At 40.4% G+C, this 23,003-nt stretch carries 22 protein-coding genes and 1 pseudogene; 6 read left to right on the top strand and 17 right to left on the bottom strand.

The genetic code is table 11. The annotated features are described in order from the left end of the window. Positions 1-137: 137 nt before the first annotated feature. From MSBR3_RS01410 to MSBR3_RS19805, 7 genes are all read right to left on the bottom strand, one after another. Entirely contained in the window at positions 138-389 is a 252-nt protein-coding gene (locus MSBR3_RS01410; protein ID WP_048105924.1) for an alpha/beta fold hydrolase, read from the bottom strand. Positions 390-570: 181 nt separating this feature from the next. Then, positions 571-777 carry an alpha/beta fold hydrolase gene (locus tag MSBR3_RS01405; RefSeq protein ID WP_048105922.1) on the bottom strand — a complete coding sequence of 69 codons (207 nt, stop codon included), beginning with the start codon at positions 775-777 and terminating at the stop codon, positions 571-573. A gap of 187 nt (positions 778-964) precedes the next feature. After that, positions 965-1,945, bottom strand: coding sequence for a 5,10-methylenetetrahydromethanopterin reductase (gene mer, locus MSBR3_RS01400; protein WP_048105921.1), 981 nt, complete (start codon positions 1,943-1,945; stop codon positions 965-967). A gap of 241 nt (positions 1,946-2,186) precedes the next feature. Beyond that, on the bottom strand, positions 2,187-2,309 hold the full coding sequence (locus MSBR3_RS21280) for a hypothetical protein (protein WP_268989101.1): 123 nt from the start codon (positions 2,307-2,309) through the stop codon (positions 2,187-2,189). A 60-nt stretch (positions 2,310-2,369) separates the two neighbouring features. After that, entirely contained in the window at positions 2,370-3,824 is a 1,455-nt protein-coding gene (locus tag MSBR3_RS01395; RefSeq protein ID WP_048105920.1) for a condensation domain-containing protein, read from the bottom strand. Positions 3,825-4,089: 265 nt separating this feature from the next. Beyond that, on the bottom strand, positions 4,090-4,764 hold the full coding sequence (locus MSBR3_RS01390; RefSeq protein WP_048105919.1) for a TetR/AcrR family transcriptional regulator: 675 nt from the start codon (positions 4,762-4,764) through the stop codon (positions 4,090-4,092). A 732-nt stretch (positions 4,765-5,496) separates the two neighbouring features. Then, positions 5,497-5,688, bottom strand: a complete 192-nt coding sequence (locus tag MSBR3_RS19805; RefSeq protein WP_155396642.1) for a hypothetical protein — start codon at positions 5,686-5,688, stop codon at positions 5,497-5,499. Positions 5,689-6,083: 395 nt separating this feature from the next. Between MSBR3_RS19805 and MSBR3_RS20810 the strand changes: the two are divergent. Continuing rightward, a pseudogene (locus MSBR3_RS20810) lies at positions 6,084-6,288 on the top strand (IS481 family transposase); the annotation flags it as partial. A 366-nt stretch (positions 6,289-6,654) separates the two neighbouring features. On the opposite strand, the gene MSBR3_RS18740 reads toward MSBR3_RS20810, so the two are convergent. The 5 genes from MSBR3_RS18740 to MSBR3_RS01355 all read right to left on the bottom strand — a co-directional run bounded on the left by MSBR3_RS18740 (position 6,655) and on the right by MSBR3_RS01355 (position 9,848). Further along, the gene (locus MSBR3_RS18740) at positions 6,655-7,704 is read right to left on the bottom strand and encodes a class I SAM-dependent methyltransferase (protein ID WP_080942163.1); all 1,050 of its coding nucleotides are present in this window, start codon (positions 7,702-7,704) and stop codon (positions 6,655-6,657) included. Positions 7,705-7,755: 51 nt separating this feature from the next. Continuing rightward, complete coding sequence (locus tag MSBR3_RS01370) at positions 7,756-8,010, bottom strand: hypothetical protein (RefSeq protein ID WP_048105913.1); 255 nt, start codon at positions 8,008-8,010, stop codon at positions 7,756-7,758. Beyond that, positions 7,973-8,491: a DUF1638 domain-containing protein gene (locus tag MSBR3_RS01365; RefSeq protein ID WP_052723232.1), complete on the bottom strand. Its 519-nt coding sequence runs from the start codon at positions 8,489-8,491 to the stop codon at positions 7,973-7,975. The genes MSBR3_RS01370 and MSBR3_RS01365 overlap by 38 nt, the downstream gene beginning before the upstream one ends. A 128-nt stretch (positions 8,492-8,619) precedes the next feature. Further along, complete coding sequence (locus tag MSBR3_RS01360) at positions 8,620-9,066, bottom strand: DUF3795 domain-containing protein (RefSeq protein WP_048105912.1); 447 nt, start codon at positions 9,064-9,066, stop codon at positions 8,620-8,622. Positions 9,067-9,125: 59 nt separating this feature from the next. Then, a complete protein-coding gene (locus tag MSBR3_RS01355) occupies positions 9,126-9,848 on the bottom strand; it encodes a TetR/AcrR family transcriptional regulator (RefSeq protein ID WP_052723231.1) in 723 nt (240 codons plus the stop codon). A 306-nt stretch (positions 9,849-10,154) separates the two neighbouring features. Between MSBR3_RS01355 and MSBR3_RS20560 the strand changes: the two genes are divergently transcribed. Continuing rightward, positions 10,155-10,358, top strand: a complete 204-nt coding sequence (locus tag MSBR3_RS20560; protein ID WP_048105911.1) for a hypothetical protein — start codon at positions 10,155-10,157, stop codon at positions 10,356-10,358. An 86-nt stretch (positions 10,359-10,444) separates the two neighbouring features. Here MSBR3_RS20560 and MSBR3_RS01345 read toward each other — a convergent pair whose 3' ends face one another. Then, entirely contained in the window at positions 10,445-11,611 is a 1,167-nt protein-coding gene (locus MSBR3_RS01345; RefSeq protein WP_048105909.1) for a hypothetical protein, read from the bottom strand. A 715-nt stretch (positions 11,612-12,326) separates the two neighbouring features. Between MSBR3_RS01345 and MSBR3_RS18735 the strand changes: the two genes are divergently transcribed. Then, positions 12,327-15,479: a PAS domain S-box protein gene (locus MSBR3_RS18735; RefSeq protein ID WP_052723230.1), complete on the top strand. Its 3,153-nt coding sequence runs from the start codon at positions 12,327-12,329 to the stop codon at positions 15,477-15,479. 451 nt (positions 15,480-15,930) lie between these two features. Here MSBR3_RS18735 and MSBR3_RS01335 read toward each other — a convergent pair whose 3' ends face one another. From MSBR3_RS01335 to MSBR3_RS01320, 4 genes are all read right to left on the bottom strand, one after another. Then, positions 15,931-16,650 (bottom strand): alpha/beta hydrolase, encoded by a 720-nt coding sequence (locus MSBR3_RS01335; RefSeq protein WP_048105908.1) that lies wholly within the window; start codon positions 16,648-16,650, stop codon positions 15,931-15,933. 473 nt (positions 16,651-17,123) lie between these two features. After that, positions 17,124-17,393 (bottom strand): hypothetical protein, encoded by a 270-nt coding sequence (locus MSBR3_RS20805; protein WP_048105906.1) that lies wholly within the window; start codon positions 17,391-17,393, stop codon positions 17,124-17,126. 470 nt (positions 17,394-17,863) lie between these two features. Next, positions 17,864-18,922 carry a bactofilin family protein gene (locus tag MSBR3_RS01325; protein WP_048105904.1) on the bottom strand — a complete coding sequence of 353 codons (1,059 nt, stop codon included), beginning with the start codon at positions 18,920-18,922 and terminating at the stop codon, positions 17,864-17,866. A gap of 321 nt (positions 18,923-19,243) precedes the next feature. After that, positions 19,244-19,753 carry a nitroreductase family protein gene (locus MSBR3_RS01320; RefSeq protein ID WP_048105902.1) on the bottom strand — a complete coding sequence of 170 codons (510 nt, stop codon included), beginning with the start codon at positions 19,751-19,753 and terminating at the stop codon, positions 19,244-19,246. Positions 19,754-20,149: 396 nt separating this feature from the next. Between MSBR3_RS01320 and MSBR3_RS01315 the strand changes: the two genes are divergently transcribed. From MSBR3_RS01315 to MSBR3_RS01310, 3 genes are all read left to right on the top strand, one after another. Continuing rightward, positions 20,150-21,406 (top strand): hypothetical protein, encoded by a 1,257-nt coding sequence (locus tag MSBR3_RS01315; protein WP_052723229.1) that lies wholly within the window; start codon positions 20,150-20,152, stop codon positions 21,404-21,406. A gap of 172 nt (positions 21,407-21,578) precedes the next feature. Then, positions 21,579-21,845, top strand: a complete 267-nt coding sequence (locus MSBR3_RS18730; RefSeq protein ID WP_155396640.1) for a hypothetical protein — start codon at positions 21,579-21,581, stop codon at positions 21,843-21,845. Between the two features lie 335 nt (positions 21,846-22,180). After that, positions 22,181-22,909, top strand: coding sequence for a class I SAM-dependent methyltransferase (locus MSBR3_RS01310; RefSeq protein ID WP_048109853.1), 729 nt, complete (start codon positions 22,181-22,183; stop codon positions 22,907-22,909). Positions 22,910-23,003 lie beyond the last annotated feature (94 nt).

The raw sequence follows: 23,003 nt of genomic DNA, 5'->3' as shown, positions 1-23,003 counted from the left end.
CTGCATGTGTACAGCCTAATCGGTTTTTTGACAATCTGGCTAGTAGACAGTAAAACTGTGTAAAGCTCTATTGTCAGGAAAAATTGAACATGATAATGGAGCGATAACAGAAAAATATCGCAAAAAGAGAACTTTAATCAGGCAGTCGGCCATGAAGTTTTCTCCTCTGCTTTTGCGTCGACTTCCACCAAATTGACTTCATACAAAAATTCGAGAATGGGCATAACCAGCAGGTCCGGTTTTGTCCTTATGAATAAATGGTCTTCTTTAACAAGGACCAGTCTGGAATCTGATATCCCTTCGGAAAGTTCTTCGGCACATTTGATCGGTGTGGAATTATCTTTCGTCCCGTTCACTATGAGCGTGGGTGCGGTAATTTTACCCAGCAAATCTATACCGTCAAACTCTTTGAGCGCATCGAACTGCCTCTGAATGATTCGATGCTCGGCGGGTATTTGCCCATTGCTTCCAGGAAGCCCGGCTGTGTAATCATTGTCTGCAACATATCAAATGACAGAGCAGCTTGCGGGTCATCCTTATCAGGCGACCTGGCAGCAGCTAAGTTCAATATCAGGCTCCTGACTCTTTCCGGGTATTACAATTATCAGTCCTGCCTGTACCACGGCTGTCGAAGAAGACAATTTTGTATTTTTTACTCATTTCAGCATCCAGGTAATCAACAAGTGGAGAGATCTCTCCACTGATTCCCCAGACCACCACAAGCGGCTCACCTTCGCCGTGAATCTCGTAATACATGTTTATAGCGTTGACTTTCACTACTGGTATTTTTAAACCTCAGATTTCAGCTTTTTGGGTACCTCTCGCTGTGCTGCCAGGATCCTTCAAATACAAGTACACAACCAGGAAAATAGACGCGGATGCGAGTATGTGAATTATTTATAAGGGCATTAGCTTATTCGTTACGGGTCGCCAGATTCCTGAATGAACCATCCGAGTTCTCCGACTATGCGATAATTTCCTTGCCAATGAGTTTTATTGCTTTCTCCTTGTCCGGACCTATCGGAGAGCCTGCAACGACCTGTGTGACACCTATATCCAGGAGTTCATTGATCCTTGCCTTGCAGTCTTCAGGTGTGCCACTTATGGAAAATGCATCGATCATCTCCCTGGTAACCATACCGCCCATCAGGGCTCCAAAGTCTCCTTTTGAAATAGCTTCTCCGATGGCTATCTTTGAGGTCACGTCAATATCGTGGCGCTGAAGAACCATGTCAGGAGAGCCAGCAACTATGAAGGCAACAACAATCTTTGTGGCATTTACGGCTTTTGCTGCATCCCTGTCAATGGAAAAACACGTATAGGCTGTAACATCTATATCCCTGGGATTGCGACCAGCTTTTTTTGCACCTGTAGCTATATACTTTACAGCCTCTTCGAAATCCCTGGGGTGAGAAGCATTGATTAATACTCCGTCAGCCACTTCTCCGGCAAGTTCCAGCATCCTGGGGCCCTGTGCACCCATATAAATAGGTACATGGCCTGCATTGAATGCCATCTTTGCACTGCTGAACTTAACAACCTCGCCATTCATGTTCACCTTTTTACCTTCGAAGAAAGACCGGAGCGCCTGAATGCTTTCTTTTGTAGTGGTCAGGGGCTTATCCCATGAGATACCCATTGCGTCAAATTTCGCTTTGTCCCCGGGGCCAAGGCCCAGGATAGCACGTCCACCTGAGATTTCATTGATAGAGGCTATGCTTGATGCGGTTACTGCTATGTTCCTTGTGTAAGGATTGGTGACACCCGTACCAAGTTTTATGCTGTTTGTGTTCATTGCAAGTACGGTAAGAGTAGAATACACATCACGGTTATCATAGTGATCTGTGATCCATACATTGTCGAATCCCTGCTCTTCAGCAAGCCTGGCATAGTGTGCGATCTTAAGGACAGGGTCGCTTGGTACGAATTCTATTCCAAATGTCATTTAAGTCCTCCGATGACAAAATGTTGCTATCAGGTAACTATATATATTTATTGATTTTTGTTTGGCCACTGGTTTTATTTTCCCGGGCGCTGGTTTTATTTTCGCAGATAATACATTCACTGAAGATGCATAGTACCCGATATCACTCATGGCCAGCTTTTTCTGGATTTGACCGCTCTCGCGTCGGGAGCACCAGACAATCGGCAATATCGGTAGTTTACTAATTCTCACTTACTGATTCTCACTTCCTGAGCTCATCAAATTTGAAGCTGTGAAGCTTGCTGATCTTTGCACAAATTTCGCTTGGCGTGAAGGTTCCATGCCTGATTTTTGTTGTCCCGGTATTTTCGTATTTTACCTTCATAATGCCAGGATCTTTCGAACAAAGAGAGACTGGAGGCAGAAAAAGATCTCCTGAGCAATATCACTGGATAGCTTTCTCACTTACTTTTTCCGAAAAACCCATATACTCAAGCGCCCTGTCCCGTATCCGGACCATTTCCTGCTCCCGGCCAAAGCCATCGTTTTGTATTGTCTCGGCAAAGGTGAGAGAAAATACAATCCTCCCGCCGGCACTAATCCCTCCAAGGATCAATGGGACTGCCTCACTGACTGCTGGCAAAAAGACCATGCGATCAATCTGAAGATTTCCGTATGTCGTTTGAAGTTTGAGTCTTCCTAAATTTGAAGGAATAGTCCCAGGAGTCATGTTCTTATAATTGCGTGTAAACGAAAAAGCCACATTTTTCTTATCCTGGGCAAACCGTAACAGGCTGTCTGTTCGGGAATATGCTTCAGGAATGACTTTAAAAAATGGCCCAAAACCGGCAAAAGCATCGATGAAAGACGGCTCAAAGTTCGGAACCTCCAGACCAGTAGAGTCCAGTTTTTCCACACGTTTGTGTATCTCTTTATGCAAAACAGCAGCATTCTTCCAGAAGGATTTTTTCGCATCATAAGTAAAGGGGAAGCGTGGAGCACCAACACAGAGACAGAATACGTCGTCAACCGGTGTAGTTGCATGCCTTCTCAGATCAAAGGGAACAGACACAAGTTTGAAATTTTTAGTAAACGGACCTGATATATCCTCATGTGCTGCGATGCATGCCGTAGTCAGTGCTGATCCGACCGTAACCCCCTCATTCCTGCATTTTTCGGAAAAGATCTGGGATTCCTGGGGATCAAGCTCAATTAATACAGCACCACACTGTTTTTTTTCCCAGTAAGCCCTGGTGATCGCATCATAATCAGCCTGGAAAAAGTAATGTGGGCTCTTTTCCCATTTCCTGTTGGAATTATATATAAATAATGAGGTAAGAATCGCACGGGGAGAAAGACTATTTCTTCTTGGAAGTAATTTCATAATATCCGGGGGATTGAGTACAATAAACTTGTGTCCTGGATCAGCGTAACTGACCAAAATATCGCGGATCAGATTTGCCAGTGCCATCCCATCGCAAATACTGTGATTGCACATGACTATAAGCTCTGATATTTCAGGGGAATGCAACAATATGAACCGAATTAATGGACCTTTTTCCAGCTCAAACGGGATCTTATGTTCATATTGAATCTCTTCAAACCATTGGGTATCCGAAATTCGTTTTATAACCCTTAATGGAAGAGCAGAGACGTTATCATTCGAAAACCAGGCATCATGTCGGTCATCAAATACTATCTTTGCTCCGACCAATGGGTGCATACGGCGAACTGTGTCCAATGCACGGAGCAATTCTTGTTCCGATACGTTTCCGGTAATCCGTGCAGCAATCGATACATTACATCCAGGAGTAAATAGGAAAATACGCTCAAGATTGGTCATCTGGCGTATACATCCCGGAATTCCTGCACTCTTATATTCACGTTCATCCGATGTCATTACATCACTTTCAATATCTTCGAATTATACGCTTTTTAGAGAATATTCAATGTCCAGAAAAATGAGCTGATGTTTTTATCTTGTGTAGACATCTTCCTTCTAACTGAATTGTTCGTATTCGGTCTCGGTTAGCTATGGACATTGTAAAACCGTCCGTCATTGAATAAAACCTAGCTTAGTTTTTATTGATAGCACCCGCTATTCTGATTGTTTCCAATAGTCGCATCATAAAATTTTTCTGGTTCCGTGCTTGGCGGTTTAGTGTTTATCGCTGAAAAATTTCGTCCTTATTATTACACTCTTTCTCCGGTAACCGTGCAATTGACGGACAGAGGAATTTTGGCAACATCTCTACATATGTGTCGTAGCTTATTCCCTGTGCTGCAAAACTATTCTTAATAGAGGGATCCGGGGAGACAACGTTAAACGTAATCATCTGGATATACATTCCAAGCAGTGCGGGATCAAGGTCGTTTCTGATAGATCCATCCTTAATTCCTTCTCTGATAGCATAGTGCACAAGAGGCATGTATTTCATGGAGAGTTCCATCATCATTCGCGCATCTTCGGGATCAATTCTCTGGAAGAGCTGGGGTCCAAACGTGGTAGCCATGTCGTTATATTCTGGATTCTTCTGTGAATATTCAATAAACCACTTGATCATTATCTGAATTTTTTCAAAGCCGTTTTTCCCGTGGTTCATCTTTTCTATCATAGCTTCACCAAACTCCTCCCACCTCCTAGAGATAATAGCAAAAAACAGCGAGTCCTTGCTCTTAAAGTAAAGATAAAGCGTACCTTTACCAAGCTCCACCTCTTTTGCTATCTCTTCCATGGAGACGCTATCGAAGCCCCTGGAGAAAAATAATTTCTCAGCGGCATTGATTATTGCATTTCTCCTTTGCTCCTTTTCCCTTTCCTTTCTGTCAGCAGTTGCCATTTATCTTCACCAATATGACTGATAGCCAATATATGACTATCGGTCATTATAAGAATGGAAGTCAAACAATATAAAGTTTCTGTTTTATCTTAATAAGTCATGCTAAAGCTGAAAAAGTCCGGACAGGCTTAATTGTAGTCCTTCTCAGTAGGGCGGAATTTAATAGAAAAACTGGATTGTGTTTTTTCTATCCGATCTGGCTGGAGGTTCAAAAGGTACAATTCTCTCGACCTCTCTTTGAATTTCGCGGACTTTTTGGAATCTTTTGTCATAAAACTCTGTTTCTACATCAAAGTCTTTTCCGGGATGTTTGAGTTAATCGTACTGTCTTGACGGGACCTTTTTCTCCGTGGGCCTGATAAAACCCCTTTAAGATTATCGTCAGTGAAAGTCACCTGATAATATTTGCGAACTTTTTCCGCGCCTCTGCAGTCTCGATCCTATGACCATGGGCTGGACACAGCCAAGCGGAATCATAACTCAGCATTTTTTCAGGCTCGCCACTACTGCGTCTATGTCTTCGGCAAGCACTGGGAGTTCAGGCATGTTCGACGGCGGCATGCCGATCAGCAGGTCTCCGATAACGCAGTCACTGCCCTTTATCGCGACAGATAGCAGCCGGATGTGCGGCCCGGCGTAAGGAGCGCTTCAGCGTCCACGCCGCACTTCGAAAGGTCAGTATCGCTCTCTATGAGGATATCGGGCTGGACCGGTAGCGGCAGTACATCGTTTTTATGACCCTGTGCCCGGATCATGCGAAGTAACTCGTGGCCCTCGGATGAACAGAGTACTAAGGGTGCATTCCTCCCCTCGATAAGGTACTTCGCGTCTGCTCCTCCGACAGCCACCGGGACCTGTAGCACTTCTTTTAACTCGTGGGCGCTTCCGCTCTTTTTCCTTTTCCTTAATTTCCTTTATTGACAATTCCATCACCGGGAAATGAATGTCATTCATTTTAATTACTTATGGTAACAATTATGTCTTATAGCCCACTTTCCGCAGTATTTTTCGAAAATTAACATTTTTCCTGATAGCTTTTTTGAAACACGCTAAAATAATCTGAAATTTTAATGGAACTCGTTGGAAATTGATTGCTATCGTTTTTTAGTTTCTAAATGAACCTATATTCATCTTTAACTCATGCCCAAAAGTGCAATCAAAATTATGTCAAATGGAAAATTGACAGCAGTAATAATTATGAAAATGCGAAATTTTCCTGCGGAAAGTGGGTTGTAGTCATAATAAGCTATAAAAGGTTGGATTCTGTTATGATATCCCAAAATAATTTCGCGGTAACTATGTTATTTCCCTTATTCACTCTGAAATTTAATAGGAAAAAGGTCCGTTAGAGAATTGCTAAAAAGTAAAGGTGAATCTACCACGACTATAGCTGAGATTCAGGGAACTCCAACTCATCGGGTTCAGCAGACTTATAAATATGCTGAAACTGGTCAGCTTCTTCAAGTTCGCAATAAGCTTGGAAGACTTAAGAAACTGCTATCATCTGACGACGAAAGTATCTTGATCAAGCTCATTCTGATTTGCACGTCAAGAAGTAAAAAGAAACGCAGAAGAAAGTGGGGGAAGGTATGAGCGTGAATATATCAAATCGAAACGAGTTTAGAGATGTTTTATCCTTAAACAATTTAGTTTCGAGACTTTTTTCTTACTCCTTTTTCTCGCTAATTTTTCTTATTCCTTTTTCTTACTATCAGTTATTTAGCAGCCTAAACAATCTAATTCCTGTTCCAAATTTCGCTTCAATTCACATCTGAACCTTCTGCCAGGATAAGAAAATAAGTACCTGAGCATATTATGTTAACCTCATACAAAGTGCCCTATTTGTACGGTAATGAATGCTCGGGAAGATGGAAGAAGTCGTTTAAAATCTCAGGTTCTTACATGAACTATTTTTATCCTTCCTTTCTCATCGGTGTAGTCCATAAATTGTCGAGTAGACTTGCTCATTGAAGGACCTCGGGGAATGTTTCTGAACAGGGGAAATTGGTCGACAACAGTAATACGGTCATCCCATGCTGTCATTTCGCTTGCATCTTCAAGGGGGCACCCGCAGGTGAAGCCAAAGAAGAAGTCGCTCATTGCTTTGCTTTTTTCCTGTGCACCGAGCTGGTCCCACCATGTTTTGAAATCATCCCACTCTGTACCTCGCGGTCTGGTCGATGTTGTCAGGGCGCCGATCATCATATCTTTCTGAGCCTGTGGGAAAAACATCTTCCACGCGTTCTCAAATGCCTTCATGTACTCCGCCTGCATTGCGTCTCTTTTTTCAGGCTCGTCATCATTCCACCCTGCGCCATAGGCACCGCAGCTTCCGTCGACATCAATGCTCGATTTTGATTCGGCTTCAAATACGATTTCGCAACCCGGAAAACGATCCGCCAGCAAGGAAAAGAATTGGCGTACCTCTGCTTCGCCAAAGTAGCGGAAGAGGCCGCCAGCAATTATAAGTACGCCGTTTTCAGTGTTAATTTCCTGACACCAGCTCGGATCGAGGAACGACTTTGCAATGCACGTTAACCTATCAGTTTCCGGAAGCAGCTGCTTTCTGACTTCAATGAGTTCGGGAAGGTCAAGGTCGTACCAGCGGACAGTGCCGTTGTCAACGCGGAAAAATTCCGTTTCGAATCCGGCACCGAGATTAACTACCGATGCGCGAGGGTGCTCTTTGATGTAAGCCTTTACCTTGTTGTCCAATTGCATTGCTCGTGCAGCATTGGCAAAAAATGTAAAGTCAGCACCTGATTTCTCAAGTAAGGAAAAATAGAAATCAATTTGTTCAACGAGTTCAACCGCTTTTGCATCATTGAATAATGAGCCATGTTCTTTACTTATCTTCGCTCGACTATACAATGTCACTAAGGAAGTTAGCGGCATGCCGCTTAAATTAACCTTCATCCTGGTCTGTTGCAAATCTATCACTCCTCCATTTTAAAATCCTTGAATACATATCCTCACTCTTTTCTCCGGTATTCATGAGCATGTGGTATACAAGACCATTTCCAGGTAGAGTTGCTGCATAGTAACCTCATGAGCTTCCATGAATTTTCTTAGAAAGGGACTTATATTCGCGATACCGTCGGCAATAAAGGTACTTACGACCACCGCTGCAGCTGGATTCACTTCAGGTCTGTAAGTCCCGTCCTCGATGTAGAATTTTGTTGCCAGAAATATTCTCTCGTAGATTTCTTCAGTAAACTCGATGATCTCTTTTGCATCGGAACTCATACTCTTTGCATCCGAGATCTGCAAAGTCCTCTTCCAGTTTTACTAATGTATGCCCACAACTGCCGTAAAAAATCAATATATTATCCGAAAAGGGAGCCATTTCCCGAATATTTTTGTGCACTTCAGCCTTCAATAACTCAAGATACGAATGCAGGCCCATTTTTAGCAGATTTACGACAACGGTTAACTTTTTCTTTTCCAGGAGTTTTCTTTTTTCGTGCATTTCTTTTAAAGAGGGAAATATGGAAAGAAACTTTAAAAGCATTTTTGAATCGGGATGTCGTTCGTCTTTCAGAAGCATTGGGGTTTTATCCAGAAAAATTGTTTTTGGAGTACAGTTTTTTGACCTGAGATTTCGAAGGAATCTTATATTATCCCGGTTTTCCACGACAATTAGCAGCTTGAGTGCGTGGTCTCTCGATAATACATGTACAAGCTCGTCTTCGAGCATTCCACACGCAATAATACTTAGTACGGGCATATAAGACACCGGCTAAATCAGAAATGAGAGTGCTTTTTGAGTACACCTTTAACCTTGTTGCCGAAATGCATAATTGATACGTGTTGTATTTCCTCTCCAAAGAGAAGGGAATTAGCCCTGAGTTAACTTTAAATGTCAAATTTCTGATTGAAGTATGTCTCTCTTACGGACTTCGCTTTTTCTTGAGCCCATTTCTCCAAGCCCATCTTCCTTATCAACGCCAGATTGAATACTTTTGTATTATGCGGAACCGCCGATGCGAGGTCTGCATAAGGATGAAGGTTGTCGCAGGGAAAATCAGAGCAGTCGGCACACGACTCAATATCTTTGGAACCGATACATTTGAGTACCTTGCACGGTTCTAGCCCGAGCACACGACGGGGAGCACAATTGCCGTTTTCTCTTCTGCAGCCTTTACAAACAGCTCCTCCATCTGGAAGACTACACCCAGCTGAGGAAAATCCTGCCTGTATTTGTTTTCTGATCTTTTCATTATCGTTTGCCAAATAAAAATTACAATTAAAGCAGTCCAAACCGCATGGCGCGGTCAATTCTCTCAATTCTTTCAAATCCATAAACTTACCTCTTTTTTCTTCAATATTGTATATGTACTCCAGAATCGAAAGCGTTTAAGTCAATCTTTATTTTGTTCCGGTGCAAACCTATCACTCCTCCATTTTAACATTCTCTCACGGATGCTTTCGTTCCCTTCTCCTTTATCCATGGCCATATGGCTCACAAGATTGGCAACTTCCAGGTAGAACTGTTCCATAGTAATCCCATGAACCTCCATGAATTTTCTTAGATAGGGACTCATATTCATGATGCCGGTGACGATCAAGTTATTTAAGACCACCACTACAACCGGACTAACATCAGATCTGATAACCCCTTCCTCGATGCCTTTTTTTAATATCAAAAGCGATTTCTCGTAGCTTTCCCAAGTGAACTCAATGATTTCTTTTGCGTCTGGACTCACATTTTTGTCATTCGATATATCAAATCTGCCTGACCAAAAGTGAAAATAGGCTCTGGCATAGTCAGGGTATTTTTGAATAAACTTCTCGAATGCCGTGGCGATTGCGCCGATCTTGATACCATTAGCCTGCGCGCTTATTACTTCCTCCTCAACCATAGCGCGGAGGATTTTGACTCCACGATTTACGACTGCAAAAAAAAGCGACTCTTTATCTTTGAAATAGTAATACAAAGCAGGCTTACTCAACTCAACTTCACCTGCAATTTCGTCCATTGAGACATTATCGTAACCTCGTGAAAAGAAAAGTTTTTCAGCAGCATTAACAATGTCCTCACGTCTCTGATCTTTTTCTCGCTGCCTTCGTTCTGCTAGTGCCATTTTTACATCACCTTGCTCACTTGAGATTAATAAACCCGTAAATTTACTGATAGTATGTAATTTACTCAAGGTCTACTTTTTACTATGAGTCAAATGATGATAAATATTTCGATTCTTAAATTAATGGCTCTATTAATACATCAAACACTGAGCCTTAATTCCATTGAGAAAGTACGGATTAAGAACCTATCCGAAAAGTCAGTAGTGCGCACTGAAAAGTCATAACAGGTTTATAATATCAAAGTACCCATTGCGGTTTTGCATATTGCAAATTGTAAAAGTTACAGCAGGTAACCACTTTTCGGATTGACTCTTAATCAACAGAAAAGGGTAGTGGAGATAACAATAAAGACAAAAGATGTAGTAACTATTGGAATGTCAGATAATACAGTAACAGTGAGCAAACAAGACGAAAATTCCAGTTCTACCCTGGAATCAAAAAGCAATCCGGAATCAAAAAGTGCTCCTTTTATAAGCTCTATCTGGGTGCTTGCAGCAGTGCTCGGGTAATCATGTATAAAAAAAGAAAATAAAAGAAAAAAGAAAGTTCCTTCAAATTAGAACTCCAAAGATCTTATTCACTACCCTCTCAGGACTCACTCCAGAGGAGAGGCAGATATACCCGGGTCAGTTACCATATACTCGTAGAATGCGCTTCCCCTTTCAAGATTTTTCCTGTACTTGATTGTTGCGTTATCAGGTTGGAAAGCCATAAAATCGACAAAACCTATAGGCTGCCCACTTGGCAGGGATGTGTCATCAAGTTGAACCACACTTTGAGCATTCATGGAAATATTAAGGTCGGAAGTCGAAATTTCAAGTTTGGAAGGCCTTTTCACAGTACGGTCCTTTACTACAGTGTTCACCCATTCTTCTTCATCGACACTAACCTCATCTCCGGAATATTCTGCAATTACCTTCCCTGTATGCTTGTTTATAAGTGTCAGATGCTTGTACGTATATCCGTCATATCCATCATCAATACTTCTTACACCGTAGAAAATTGTCTGGTATCTACCCGCTGTAACTTCCGACCAGCTCCATCCATGCGTTTCCATTTGCCATGTAGCTTGGTCAGGGGTGTAGGGGATCATATGGTCGAAATACCCGTCATTCTGCATAACCCTGTATTCCTTGCCATCGAGTACCACACTGCCCCTGAGCTTTCCGTAAGCGTACTCGTATGTGGTAAAATTCACAGGTTCTACAGCACTATCTACAGTTTTCTTGACATGTGGCTTGAAAAACAAATTAAGCTGCATATCATCAAAGGAGTAGTTTAGCATGTATCCTTTGGAGCCTGATCCATAAAATCTCTTCAAACCATCAGGATAAGCAAAGTTAAGGTAAGGTACATGAAACTTGATGTAATTTTCAATACCGGACCTTGGCACAAGAGTCCTGGTAAAATTATGAGTAGCGGCTTCCCCATAGGGATAAAGTCCGTAGAATGTGGACAGGTATGACAATTGGGTTCCAGAATCAGGATCTACGAGCTCCGGAGACTCCTGATGAGCCATTACGACAAAAAAAGCAATTTTTTTCTGTTCTCCATCCTTTGCAACAAGCCTCAAATCCCCATTCTGATACCACCATTCCGACATAAAGTTAGCATTGAAATCGGTATCATTGTGTCCTCCTTCAGTGTAGTCCAAAACTGCTACATTGTTTGAGTTTTTGCTGCTTGACTCTGCGCCTGCCATACTTGCGGTACAGAGTATAAGAAGCAATAAAGTCATTATTTTCAAGTATTTTGGGTTCAAATAACTCTCTCCAATGTGATTAACTCATATTCAGTAAGCTATTTTCTCAGTTTTTGTAGCTTCCAAAATAGGGAATACTTTTCAAATAATATCAGTACGGCACTTATAAAAAATCTTTCTATTTTATGTCAAATATCAAAAGTTAAATATCAAAACTGTTAGTTTTGTGGTTTAAGAAGTAATCGAAAATATCATGTTCCCAGTTGTCTGGCAAAAGTTCTGGAGGTTAATAAGTTGTTTAAAATCCATGTGTTTTTCAGTTACTCGTTTTGCCAATGATAGTGATGGAACTATAACAAGATTTAGCAGGACTGATGTCACTAATTCTAGCAAAAAAACAGGAAAAAACATAATGAGATCTGATAGCCTAAATCTACTGTCAACTTAACGGAAGTAAGAAAAGGAAGGTTTACAGACGGTTCCTAATTTTTAGAAAATAAATTAGTGATACAAATCTTCAGTAAGAATTTGCTTACGTCTTTTTTACAAATAAACTATTACGAAATAAACGTGTTGTAACATTAATATTTGTCTGCTCAGATTTTACTTGTAGAAACCGGTAAATTTCATTGTATGAATGAATCGCAGTATTGAAGAAATATTTCTCCTAGCAGAGATTGTGTCAAATGAGTAATTTAATGGATATATATATACTTGGAAGTTAAAATGGAGAAAAGATATAATTATCTGTATTTCGCTGAAGGAGGATAAACGTTTGTCTATCTCTGGATTCGATGTAAGTGACCAGAAAGATGAGGAAAAACTTCGGGATGGTGAAGAACTGTACAAAGTGCTCTTCAAAAACACCAATGACGCCGTTCTTCTCATTTCACCTGACGGAAATATTTATACGGCTAATCCCGAAGCCTGCAGGATTTTCGGAATGACCGAAGAGGAAATCATACGGGCTGGAAAATCCGGAATTGTAGACACATCCGGCCCAGGACTCGAGCTTGCTCTTGAAAAAGCCGGAAAGTTCAAAGGGGAGCTCAATTTTAGGAGGAAAGATGGTGCTATCTTCCCTGGGGAGTTGTCAACTGTATTTTTCTCTGATAAGAATGGTCTGGTAAAAACTGCCATGATTATCAGGGACATCACAGAGCACAAGCTGATTGCAGAGTCGATGCGGAAAAGTGAAGAGTGTTACCGGATGCTTTTCACAAATATGACAGATGCTTTCTTCGTTGCTGAAGTTATTTACGATAAGGATGGCACACCCTGTGATTATCGTTTCCTTGAGCTTAATTCTGCTTATGAGTGTTATACGGGCTTAAAGAAGGAACAGTTATTAGGTAAGACGGCACTTGAAGTGTTTCCTGATGCCGATCCTGTCGGGTTAAAGGAATATGAAAAAGTGACACTTTCTGATGTACCGACTTATTATGAAGTCAGGAGTATTGAGGTTAAAGACAGGTCTCTTGATGTTTATGTGTTTAGACCTGAAAATGGAAAACTTGCGTTGGTTTTCAAAGATGCCGATAAAAAAAAGGAGACTAGAGAAGCGCCTGGAAAGGTTCACGACAATTTAGAAGAGAAAATTATAGAACGAACGGTAGAGCTTGAGAAGGCTTATAGTTATTTGAAAGAAAGTGAAAAAAGTCTTGCTGAAGCTCAACAAATAGCTCATATTGGAAACTGGAACTGGAACATTGTAAATAATAAGTTGCTCTGGTCTGATGAATTATATCGCATTTTTGGACTTAAGCCTAAGGAACTTGAAGTGACTTATGACCTGTTTTTAACTTATGTGCACCCGGATGACCGGGATTACGTAAACATTGCCTTTAAAAAAGTCTTAACTGGTGAACCCTTCGACATTATTTATAGAATCACCCTGGCTGACGGATCTGAACGAGTAGTCCACGCAAAGACTGAAGTTATTTTCGATGAGGAATCTCCTGTCAGGATGAGAGGAACAGTTCAGGATATTACCGACAGAAAACAAATGGAAAAGGCATTGCGCGAAAGTGAGGAAAAGTACCGCAATATCGTTGAGACAGCAAACGAAGGCATATTCTTGATGGATGCTGAATTCAAGATTACCTTTGCTAATAAAAGAACTGCGGAGCTAATGAGGTACGCTCAGGAAGAAATTATTGGTAGACCTGTAATGAATTTTATTTGTGAAGAGAGCAAAACTACTGCCAGAAAGAACCTGGAAAAAAGACGTGGTGGTATTAGTGAGATCTATGAATTGAAGTTAATGTGTAAGGACGGTTCACTCTTCTGGGCATTTATAAGCGCTAAACCGTTATTTAACAAAGACGGGGATTTTACTGGCTCGCTATGTATGTTCACTGATGTTACCAAAAGAAAAGAAGTTGAAACAAAACTTAAGGAAACTCTTGACAATTTGGAAAACTTGGTAAAAGTACGTACGGAAGAGCTTGAAATAGCTTTCAATTCATTGAAAGAAAGTGAAAAGAGTCTTGCTGAAGCTCAACAAATAGCTCATATTGGAAACTGGAACTGGAACATTGTAAATAATAAGTTGCTCTGGTCTGATGAGTTATATCGCATTTTTGGACTTAAGCCTAAGGAACTTGAAGTGACTTATGACCTGTTTTTAACTTGTGTGCACCCGGATGACCGGGATTATGTAAATATTGCCTTTAAAAAAGCCTTAATTGGTGAACCCTTTAACATTAATTATAGAATCGTCCTAACTGATGGATCTGAGCGAGCAGTCTACGCAAAAACTGAAGTTATTTTTGATGCAAGTAATTCTCCTATTCGAATGAGGGGGACCGTTCAGGATATTACTGAACGTAGAATAACAGAAGAAAAACTTCGTGAAAGTGAAGAACAGTACCGCAATATCGTTGAGACAGCAAACGAAGGTATATTCTTGATGGATTCCAAATTCAAGATTACCTTTGCTAATAAAAGAACTACAGAATTAATGGGGTACACTCACGAAGAAACTATCGGTAGACCGGTAATAGACTTCATTTGTGAAGAAAGCAAGCCTACTGCCGGAAGGAATCTGGAAAAAAGGCGCGGTGGTATTAGCGAGAGCTATGAATTGAAGTTAATGTGTAAGGACGGTTCACTCTTCTGGGCACTTATAAACGCTAAACCGTTATTTAATAAGAACGGCGATTTTACTGGCTCGCTATGCATGTACACCGATATCACCAAAAGAAAAGAAGCTGAGGAAGCTCTGGCAAACATTGAAAATACCCGTAAGAAAGAGATTCACCATCGCATTAAGAATAATTTGCAGGTAATCTCATCCCTGCTGGATTTACAGGCTGAAAAGTTCAGAGGCAGAGAGGATATTAAGGACTCGGAAGTTCTTGAAGCCTTCAGGGAAAGCCAGGATCGTGTAATTTCAATGGCTCTCATCCATGAAGAACTGCATAGAAACGAAGGGCTTGATAAGCTTAATTTTTCACAGTATATTAAGGAACTTGCGGATAATCTCTTCCTTACCTATAAACTTGGAAATGACGGTACCAGATTCGGTAAGGATATAGAAGAAAATATTTTCTTTAATATGGACACTGCAGTGCCGTTAGGTATTATCATAAACGAACTTGTTTCAAACTCTCTAAAGTATGCATTTCAAGGAAGAGACTGTGGAGAAATCCGAGTTAAACTGCATAGAGAAGAGGACAGAGAATGCGGAATTGAAGAATGTAATAGTACAGCTTATGTTCTGTCGGTCTCAGACAACGGAGTTGGCGTTCCCGGAGAACTTGACATCAAAAATCTCGATAGTCTGGGACTTCAGCTTGTAACTTCTCTTGTTGAACAGTTGAACGGAGAACTGGAACTGGAAAGGAATAACGGGACAGAATTCACTATAAGGTTCACAGTAGTAGAAAAGAATAATCATGCATCAGTTCCACTCAATAATAATTAATCGATAATCAACTATCTAAAAAATTAGCAATAAGTGAATAAGAAACTGCTTACAAATCCAATAATTATATTGAAAAATACGATAGAAGCATGCCAATATGCACTGCCATCATTCTGCGCATAAAAACCTTAATTAATTCAGATCCTTTTATCAGTTTTCAAACTCTCTTATCCTTCATTGTGGTAGTCCACGCAATTAGGAATGTTGTATCTGCATCATGCAAAGATGAAGCTCCTACAAAGATAAAGCTCCTACAAAGATAAAGCTCCTACAAAGATAAAGCTCCTACAAAGATAAAGCTCCTACAAAGATAAAGCTCCTACAAAGATAAAGCTCCTACAAAGATAAGCTCCTATATATAATGCTTGAAAAAAACTCAACCTATTCGATCACTACGTGGGCAAACGACAAAAGACCAGGTACTTCTCCGTTGTCAGTATGCCATCAAGTTTTACAGCAGATTTTCATCTGTCCATCTATCAAACATCTGCAATTGCTCTTCCGTATGGAAGTAATGCTCCCCATGCTCCAGGACTTTAACTGCTGAATGATATCTTGCTGCAAACGTTGAAATCTCGTTCCATTCAGACAGATTATCGTCAGAACCGTACAAAATGGCAGTAGGCACTTTCCATTCAAAAGAAATCGGATTTTCTTTCACGTAGCAATAATAGTTCCATTCCAGTGTCTGTCCAATCGGCAGCTGAATTTCATTCTCTGCTTTTAGTTTTTCTTCGCTAACCTGGAAACCTTCCATCATATTGCGTATAATGCGTTCCATATTGACGATAGGCGAGAGAAATAAGCCTTGCTTTATGTTAAGGTCATGATAGGCAAGCAGACTGAAATAAGCTCCCATGCTGCACGCAAACAAATGAATATAGGATGAAAGCGACTTTGCATGGTTGTAAACAGCGGCCAAATCACTTACGCAATTTTTGGGAGTACATGCATATTCCTCGTCTACACGTTCACCGTGCATAGGCAGGTCAAAGCTTAACGCCTGGTAACCTTTTTCAATGGCTTTTTGTGCCATCATGGAAATTACGGTGTCTTCTTTATTGGAAAGGTTTCCATGAACTTCAATCAATAACTTTTCACTCGGCTTTCCCCATAGGATGGCAGGAATACGAATTTCATTGTTTGAGATATAAAAATGTCTTTTCTCCATTCTCTCACTTATCTATGAGCAAAAATAAATTATATTCGCCTTCATTCGACTCAGTTCAAAACTCCAGTGATAAAAGTCAGTGTAATATCACTAAATAAATTCATAGTTTTTATGATTATTTACTTGTGTTATGAGACGTATAACAGTAATTATAAATCTTACTCATAATATCTTTTTGGTGTTCTCCGCTCCTCCGTTCTCTTAGACATTCTTGATCGTTAATTAAGAATATTCGTTCTCACTTCCCAGTTCGCAAGTTCCGTCAACAACAGATTTAAGTCCGGGCTGAAGCTGTTCACTTCGGAGAAAAAAGGCTGAGAATCCATTTTAGCCGATCAAACAATCATTCTCCATCTTTTTATTATAGGCGACAGCAAACCTTAAAGCAAGAGAATCAATCTCATAAACAGCCCAGCAATGAGCCTCATCAGTTTAATTGGTAATGCTTTCTGTGCCTTTGAAACTTAAATCACTTAAATCACTGCATGGACAAAGAATAAAAGGCTGGATACTTCTCTATTTTTATTTATTCCATGAAAGTACATTTGTTTATATTCTTCAGCAGTCACATTGTGAATTTGAGAAAACCCCTTCTCTGCAAGGAAAGTCTTAACTTCTCCCTCCCTGATACCAAATTTAAGCGGCTCTTCAATTTGTACCGTAGAATATTTTTGCTTACAGGTTTTGATAATAAGGACGGAAAATTCACTTTTAGATCTTCGCATATACATGAATATTTTCATTTAGTGTCCATTCTGTGAGCCCTTTGACAATTAGGGTCAACAAGATGTTCACTTCAACTGGACCAATATCGCGTCGGATCAGACCTTCATCGACCCCTGATTTGATTGCGTTACACGTTATTGAAAATGTATCCTGACGCAACTTGAGAATCTACTTTGCGACTTCACTTACATCCTTATTATCATCAAGGTCGAACCTTCCAGATCTAAAAATTTCCCTATTTTATCAAGTCTCATATTTTATCCAAGTTCTCATATTTTATCCAAGTTCTCATATTTTATCCAAGTTCTCATATTTTATCCAAGTTCTCATATTTTATCCAAGTTCTCATATTTTATCCAAGTTCTCATATTTTATCCAAGTTCTCATATTTTATCCAAGTTCTCATATTTTATCCAAGTTTTTTAATATCTGCCTGAAACCACTTTCACGAGAAAATTGAAATTTCCCACTTAGAAAACTCACCTGCTTAACCTGTCGATCTGGCTCGAATCGCAAGCCAGGCTACTATAGCCCCTAACCCAATAATGAGGGCAACAAAACGTATAAGCCCTCCTAGAAAAGGAATTTCATATACAATTGCAAACAGGACTGCCCCGAAAGTATAGTACATCATTTTTCCTGCTTCCTTTTTTAAGATTTTATTATAGATTATCCTGCCAGCAAGCAGTTTTACAGGTACTGTCGCGATAAGAAGCGAAAGTGCGAGAAGCAGTATAAGCAGGATCGAAAGGCTCCACCCAATGAAAGTAAAAAGCAGGATTATCGAGAGTATTGGAAGAAGAACTAAAGTTAGAAAACCCAGTAATCCTGTTTTTAGAGGTGAGTCTTTTACAAGTTCTACAAGTCCACCTACGAAATCCGGGAAAAGATAGATAAGGACCAGGCCAATAGCCAGGGATGCGAGCAACCTCCATATGAAGGAGAAAATGCTAAACCAAACACTTTCGTACTGTTCTTCCGTCGCATTTACCTGCGTGATATTCAGGTTTCCTCCAACCTTATCGTTCAGGTTCGATGGATAATTATCGGCTTGAAGTGCAAGATTTCCTTTAAGCTTGAAGTTATCTCCGGTTTTGAGAGTGTCTGTTGAGACATCCCCATTTCCGTTAACGGTTCCATCGAGCGTTACTTCCCCGCCACCAAGCAAAATATCTCCTTCGACTACGCTGTTCCGGGAAAGGATAATCTGGCCGCCGAGTGCTGCCACATCTCCACCTACATTCCCGTTTACCCGTATATATCCTCCGGCTGCGATAATGTTTCCTGAAACGTCTCCATTAACAATTATCTCCCCGCCTGCACCCAGGAAATCATCTCCCGTGTTCCCGTTTATTTCAAGTCGAGACCCTGCAAGTACCAGGTCTCCTTGGATGTTCTGGTCGATCTGAAGGTTCTCACCAGCTCCAAAAGCGTTTCCTGAGCTCGTATGTTTAAGAAAATTTTCATCGGCAGCTCCTGCTGAGTAAGGCAGTGCAGCAAAAAGTATTATAAGTAAAATAAGAATTGATACCAATTTCTTTTCCATAAACCAGCCCTCTTTGCACTATTGCTTAATTTTTAACTTAATTTAGATCACTGTTTAATTTTTCACGTAATTATTGCCTTGAATTAATGAATATTTTCAAAATATTATTAAAAATAATATTAAAATTCAATTTAAGTGAATTAAAAGTAAAGTAAAATAAAGTAAACTAAAGCAAAGGTTCAATGAAAGTAATAACTGTACAAACCATACCTTTCACAGTAACATATATCTTCGGGAATTTAGCTGGAAAGCTACATGATGTCGGCCAGACATGATTTCGGTCAGAGATTACCCTTTTTTCGGATTTGAGTTTGAGAAATTTTACCAGAAATTACTATGGATTCTGGAAGGATCGTACCTCATTCTTCCTGATTTTTCCTCTGCCGGATAACCCATTGCAATCATTGAAAACGGAGTTATATGTGCCGGAATATTCAGTAACTCCCTGAGTTCCTGAATCATCTTTTCAACAGGATAAACCCCGATCCAGACGGCGCCAAGTCCGAGATCGTGGGCAGCAAGCAGCATATTCTGGCTTGCAGCCGAACAGTCCTGAATCCAGAAGTCTTTATATTTCGGAGCGTGCTGATCCCCGCAGACAAGCACCGCAGCTGGAGTACTCTTCAGCATTTTTGCATATGGATGTAATTCCGAAATTTTCTCAAGCAGATCATGTTGATCAATTATAACAAAATGCCAGGGCTGCTCGTCTCCTGCAGACGGTGCATTCATTCCGGCTTTTAAAATATTCTCAATCACATCCCGATTTACCGGGTTTGGAGAATACTTTCGGATACTTCTTCGAGTTAAGATTGCGTCCATTGTTTCCATAAAATTTCCCCAATCGATAATGTTTTTTTATAACGGATAAACCTTATTGTTACAGGGCCTTATTTTCGCACAAGGCCTGAAGCATTAAAAGTTGACAGTTAGAGTCATCAAAATGTAGAATAGCTTAACCGACTGAAGTAAAAGTTAGAACCGGAATGAGATTGCTTAGGTTGTGAAAAATATGAACAAAAGGAAAAAAGTTTTAGAGCGAAATTATTTCTGGATAGAACAAAATTAGTATTATCTAGTTCATCTTAGAACCTATTTAACATTTAATAGAAAAATTAGATTAAATTAATTTAAAATAGTATATTTGTATTCAAATGAGATATTTAAAGAAAAGATTTCAGGTTTTGGGATCAGCTCAATATATAAATTCAAAAGTTGAGGTTTGATATGAAGAGCAATATAATCCCTGGAAAACTGATTCTATTAAATGCTTTAGGAATCACGGCACTGGTATTTTTAATACTGGTTAGTACCGCAGGCGCAATGTCGTCATTTGGAAATAATGAAAGTTCTAAAGGTTTGAGTAATGAAAATACTTTCAATGTCAGCGGGCCTGTCCCCAATCCTTACCTGGCATCTTCACTGTATTCTATCACCCATTTTGACTCTTCACAGAGTGACTCTACACCTTATGGGCCTCTCTGCGGTGTTTTCACTATGGATCCAACAACAAAACCGATTGTTTACGGCGGCCCGATTAACATTATGACTCTTGCCTCAACAGATAAGGACTATATGTGGGCAGTCGGTACCGATCGTGTAAGCTACGTTAACATTAAAGACAATAATTGGACTGCAGTGGCGGAATATGAGGCGCTTGCCAATGCGACAAACAACCAATTACCTGCTGTTCCGAATAAAAATTTCAGCACCTTTGGCAAGTCATCTGCTGTAGGAATGAACGCAACCTCGATGGATATTTACTTAAAAAGCCTTTTCGGTGAAAATTACTCCGATCGCTTCGGTAATGGGGGTTATTCGGTAGTCGATAACAAAAACATATTATATGTCAATTATGGCAATAATATCTATGCATTTGCATTAAAGAACCCAGACCAACCATCCGAAGGCATAAAAAAGTGCTATATGATAGAAGATGTAGTAACTGCTATTCAGGGTAAGAACCATCTGCCAAGCGTAAGAGTATCCGGCCTTTCCATGACATACGATGGTCATCTTATTATCACATTCAGCAATGGTATAGCAGTCGTTGACCGCGACCTCAACACTACTTGTGCATCTTTCTGCCGGTTTGATGACAGTGAATGCGTTAGCAACTCAATTGCAGTAGACGAAAACAACGGCATATATGTAGCTAGCAATAGTGTTATGTACAAACTCGTCTGGACCGGTACGAAACTTTCAGACGATGAAGCTGATGGTGCATGGTCACAAGAATACACCAGTTCGGTACAACCTCCTATGATTAAGTTTGGCAATGGCACAGGATCCACTCCAACGCTTATGGGGTTCGGCAGTGACAATGATAAACTGGTGGTCATAACCGATGGTGCCAAACGGATGAACCTGGTTGCATTCTGGCGTGACGAAATTCCAAATAGGTCCCAGCGCACTGCTGACCAGATCCAGGTAACGTGCGTTTGCCAAATAATACCAAATGGATACAGTCAGAACAGTCCGTAGTTGTATATGGAGACGGAGCCTTTGTTGTGAACAATATTCCGAAAACTTTTGACTCTAACCTTGTAGACAAGAACAAGATTCTTCAGGTCTCGCTCATGGGCCCGGCATCCCCTGCTTCGTATGGCGCTGAACGCTTCCAATGGAATGCCTCAACGCATAAATGGTCTTCCGTATGGTCACGATCAGAGTCTCATCGACAAGCATGGTCCCGATTCACAGCGTTTCAGGTAATATGGCTCTCATCAACGGTTACCAACCTCCAGACGGCTGGGAGGTTCTCGGACTTGACTGGGATACTGGCAAAACAGTTCATAAGACCGTTTTTGGCGATTTGAACTTCGGAAACGGCGCATATGCAATTCTGCAATATCTGGATAATAACGATCTGGTTTTCAATTCAATCTCAGGACCTATTCGTATCCATTACGGCCGGAAATAATTAGGAGGTAATGACCCTTTCCGAAAAAGTCTAGTGCCGCACAGCAGTAAAACGTTGTAAAATAAAACGTTGTAAAATTATGTTGTAACTTGCATAGTTGCCTGCAAAGCAGGCAATTTTTGAATTTTTTTTATCTTTAAAATTGACTGGTGCCGAGTCAATCATCAAAGATTCAACGATTCCGAAGAATTCCAATCGGCTTTATATGATATTTTACGGTTGATGTGACAGTAATTATTCGAAGTCCATAACTAAGAGAAATCTTTTGAGTTTTAGGATAGTCTCACTAACATAACAGCTGGAATTTATAACTTATTAAGGAGATATTGCTGGATATGGAAAAAGAGGAAAAAGAAGGATGGGCTCAGCCAGAAGCTGCTGAAAAATATGCCCGGACAGCTGATATAATCATACCTGAAAGGAAAGAAATATTGTCGATCATCTCAAAGGTGGCAGTGGATCTGGGGTCAATGAATCCTAAGATAATTGATCTGGGATGCGGTCTGGGCGATGTGACAGCCGGAATCTTGAAGTTAAAGCCTCAAGCAAATGTTCTCATGATTGATTTCTCTGATGAAATGATAAGGCGAAGCAGTGAAAGGTTCAGGGATAACAAAAACATAACTTTAGCCAAACGTGATCTGAATCAAGGAATCCTGGATATAACCGAAGATAGAGGATTCGATGCTGTAGTATCCTGTTTTTCAATTCACCACGTAGAGTTTGAAAACAGAATCAAGCTATATTCCGATATCCGTGAACTTCTAAAAGAGCAGGGTTTATTTATAAATGGAGATATTTTCAGGGAAGATTCTCCGGTTATTGATGAATGGGAACTTAATAATCACATATCTTCTCTAATGATACAGCTTAAGGAGAAACTCGGGCAGGAATGGACCTTCGACGAATTAAAGCTTAATCGCCTGGAAAATGCCAAAAAGATGGGAGATAAACCCGGAACGCTCTTGGAAACATTTCACGACATGAAGGCAGCAGGATTCAGGTATGTTGACTGTTTATGGAAATCCCGCAACCTTGCCATAATGGCTGCAACTAAATCTTGAAAGGACTTTATTCTGCGAATTCCGCATTGTGATGAGTTTCACATTGTGATGAGCTCCATATTATGAGAAGTTCCATATTATGAGAAGCTCTATA

Source organism: Methanosarcina barkeri 3 (assembly GCF_000970305.1).
In the GTDB taxonomy this organism is placed as follows: domain Archaea; phylum Halobacteriota; class Methanosarcinia; order Methanosarcinales; family Methanosarcinaceae; genus Methanosarcina; species Methanosarcina barkeri_A.
Note: the sequence above shows the minus strand (reverse complement) of the source record. Positions and strands in the feature narration are given on the sequence as shown.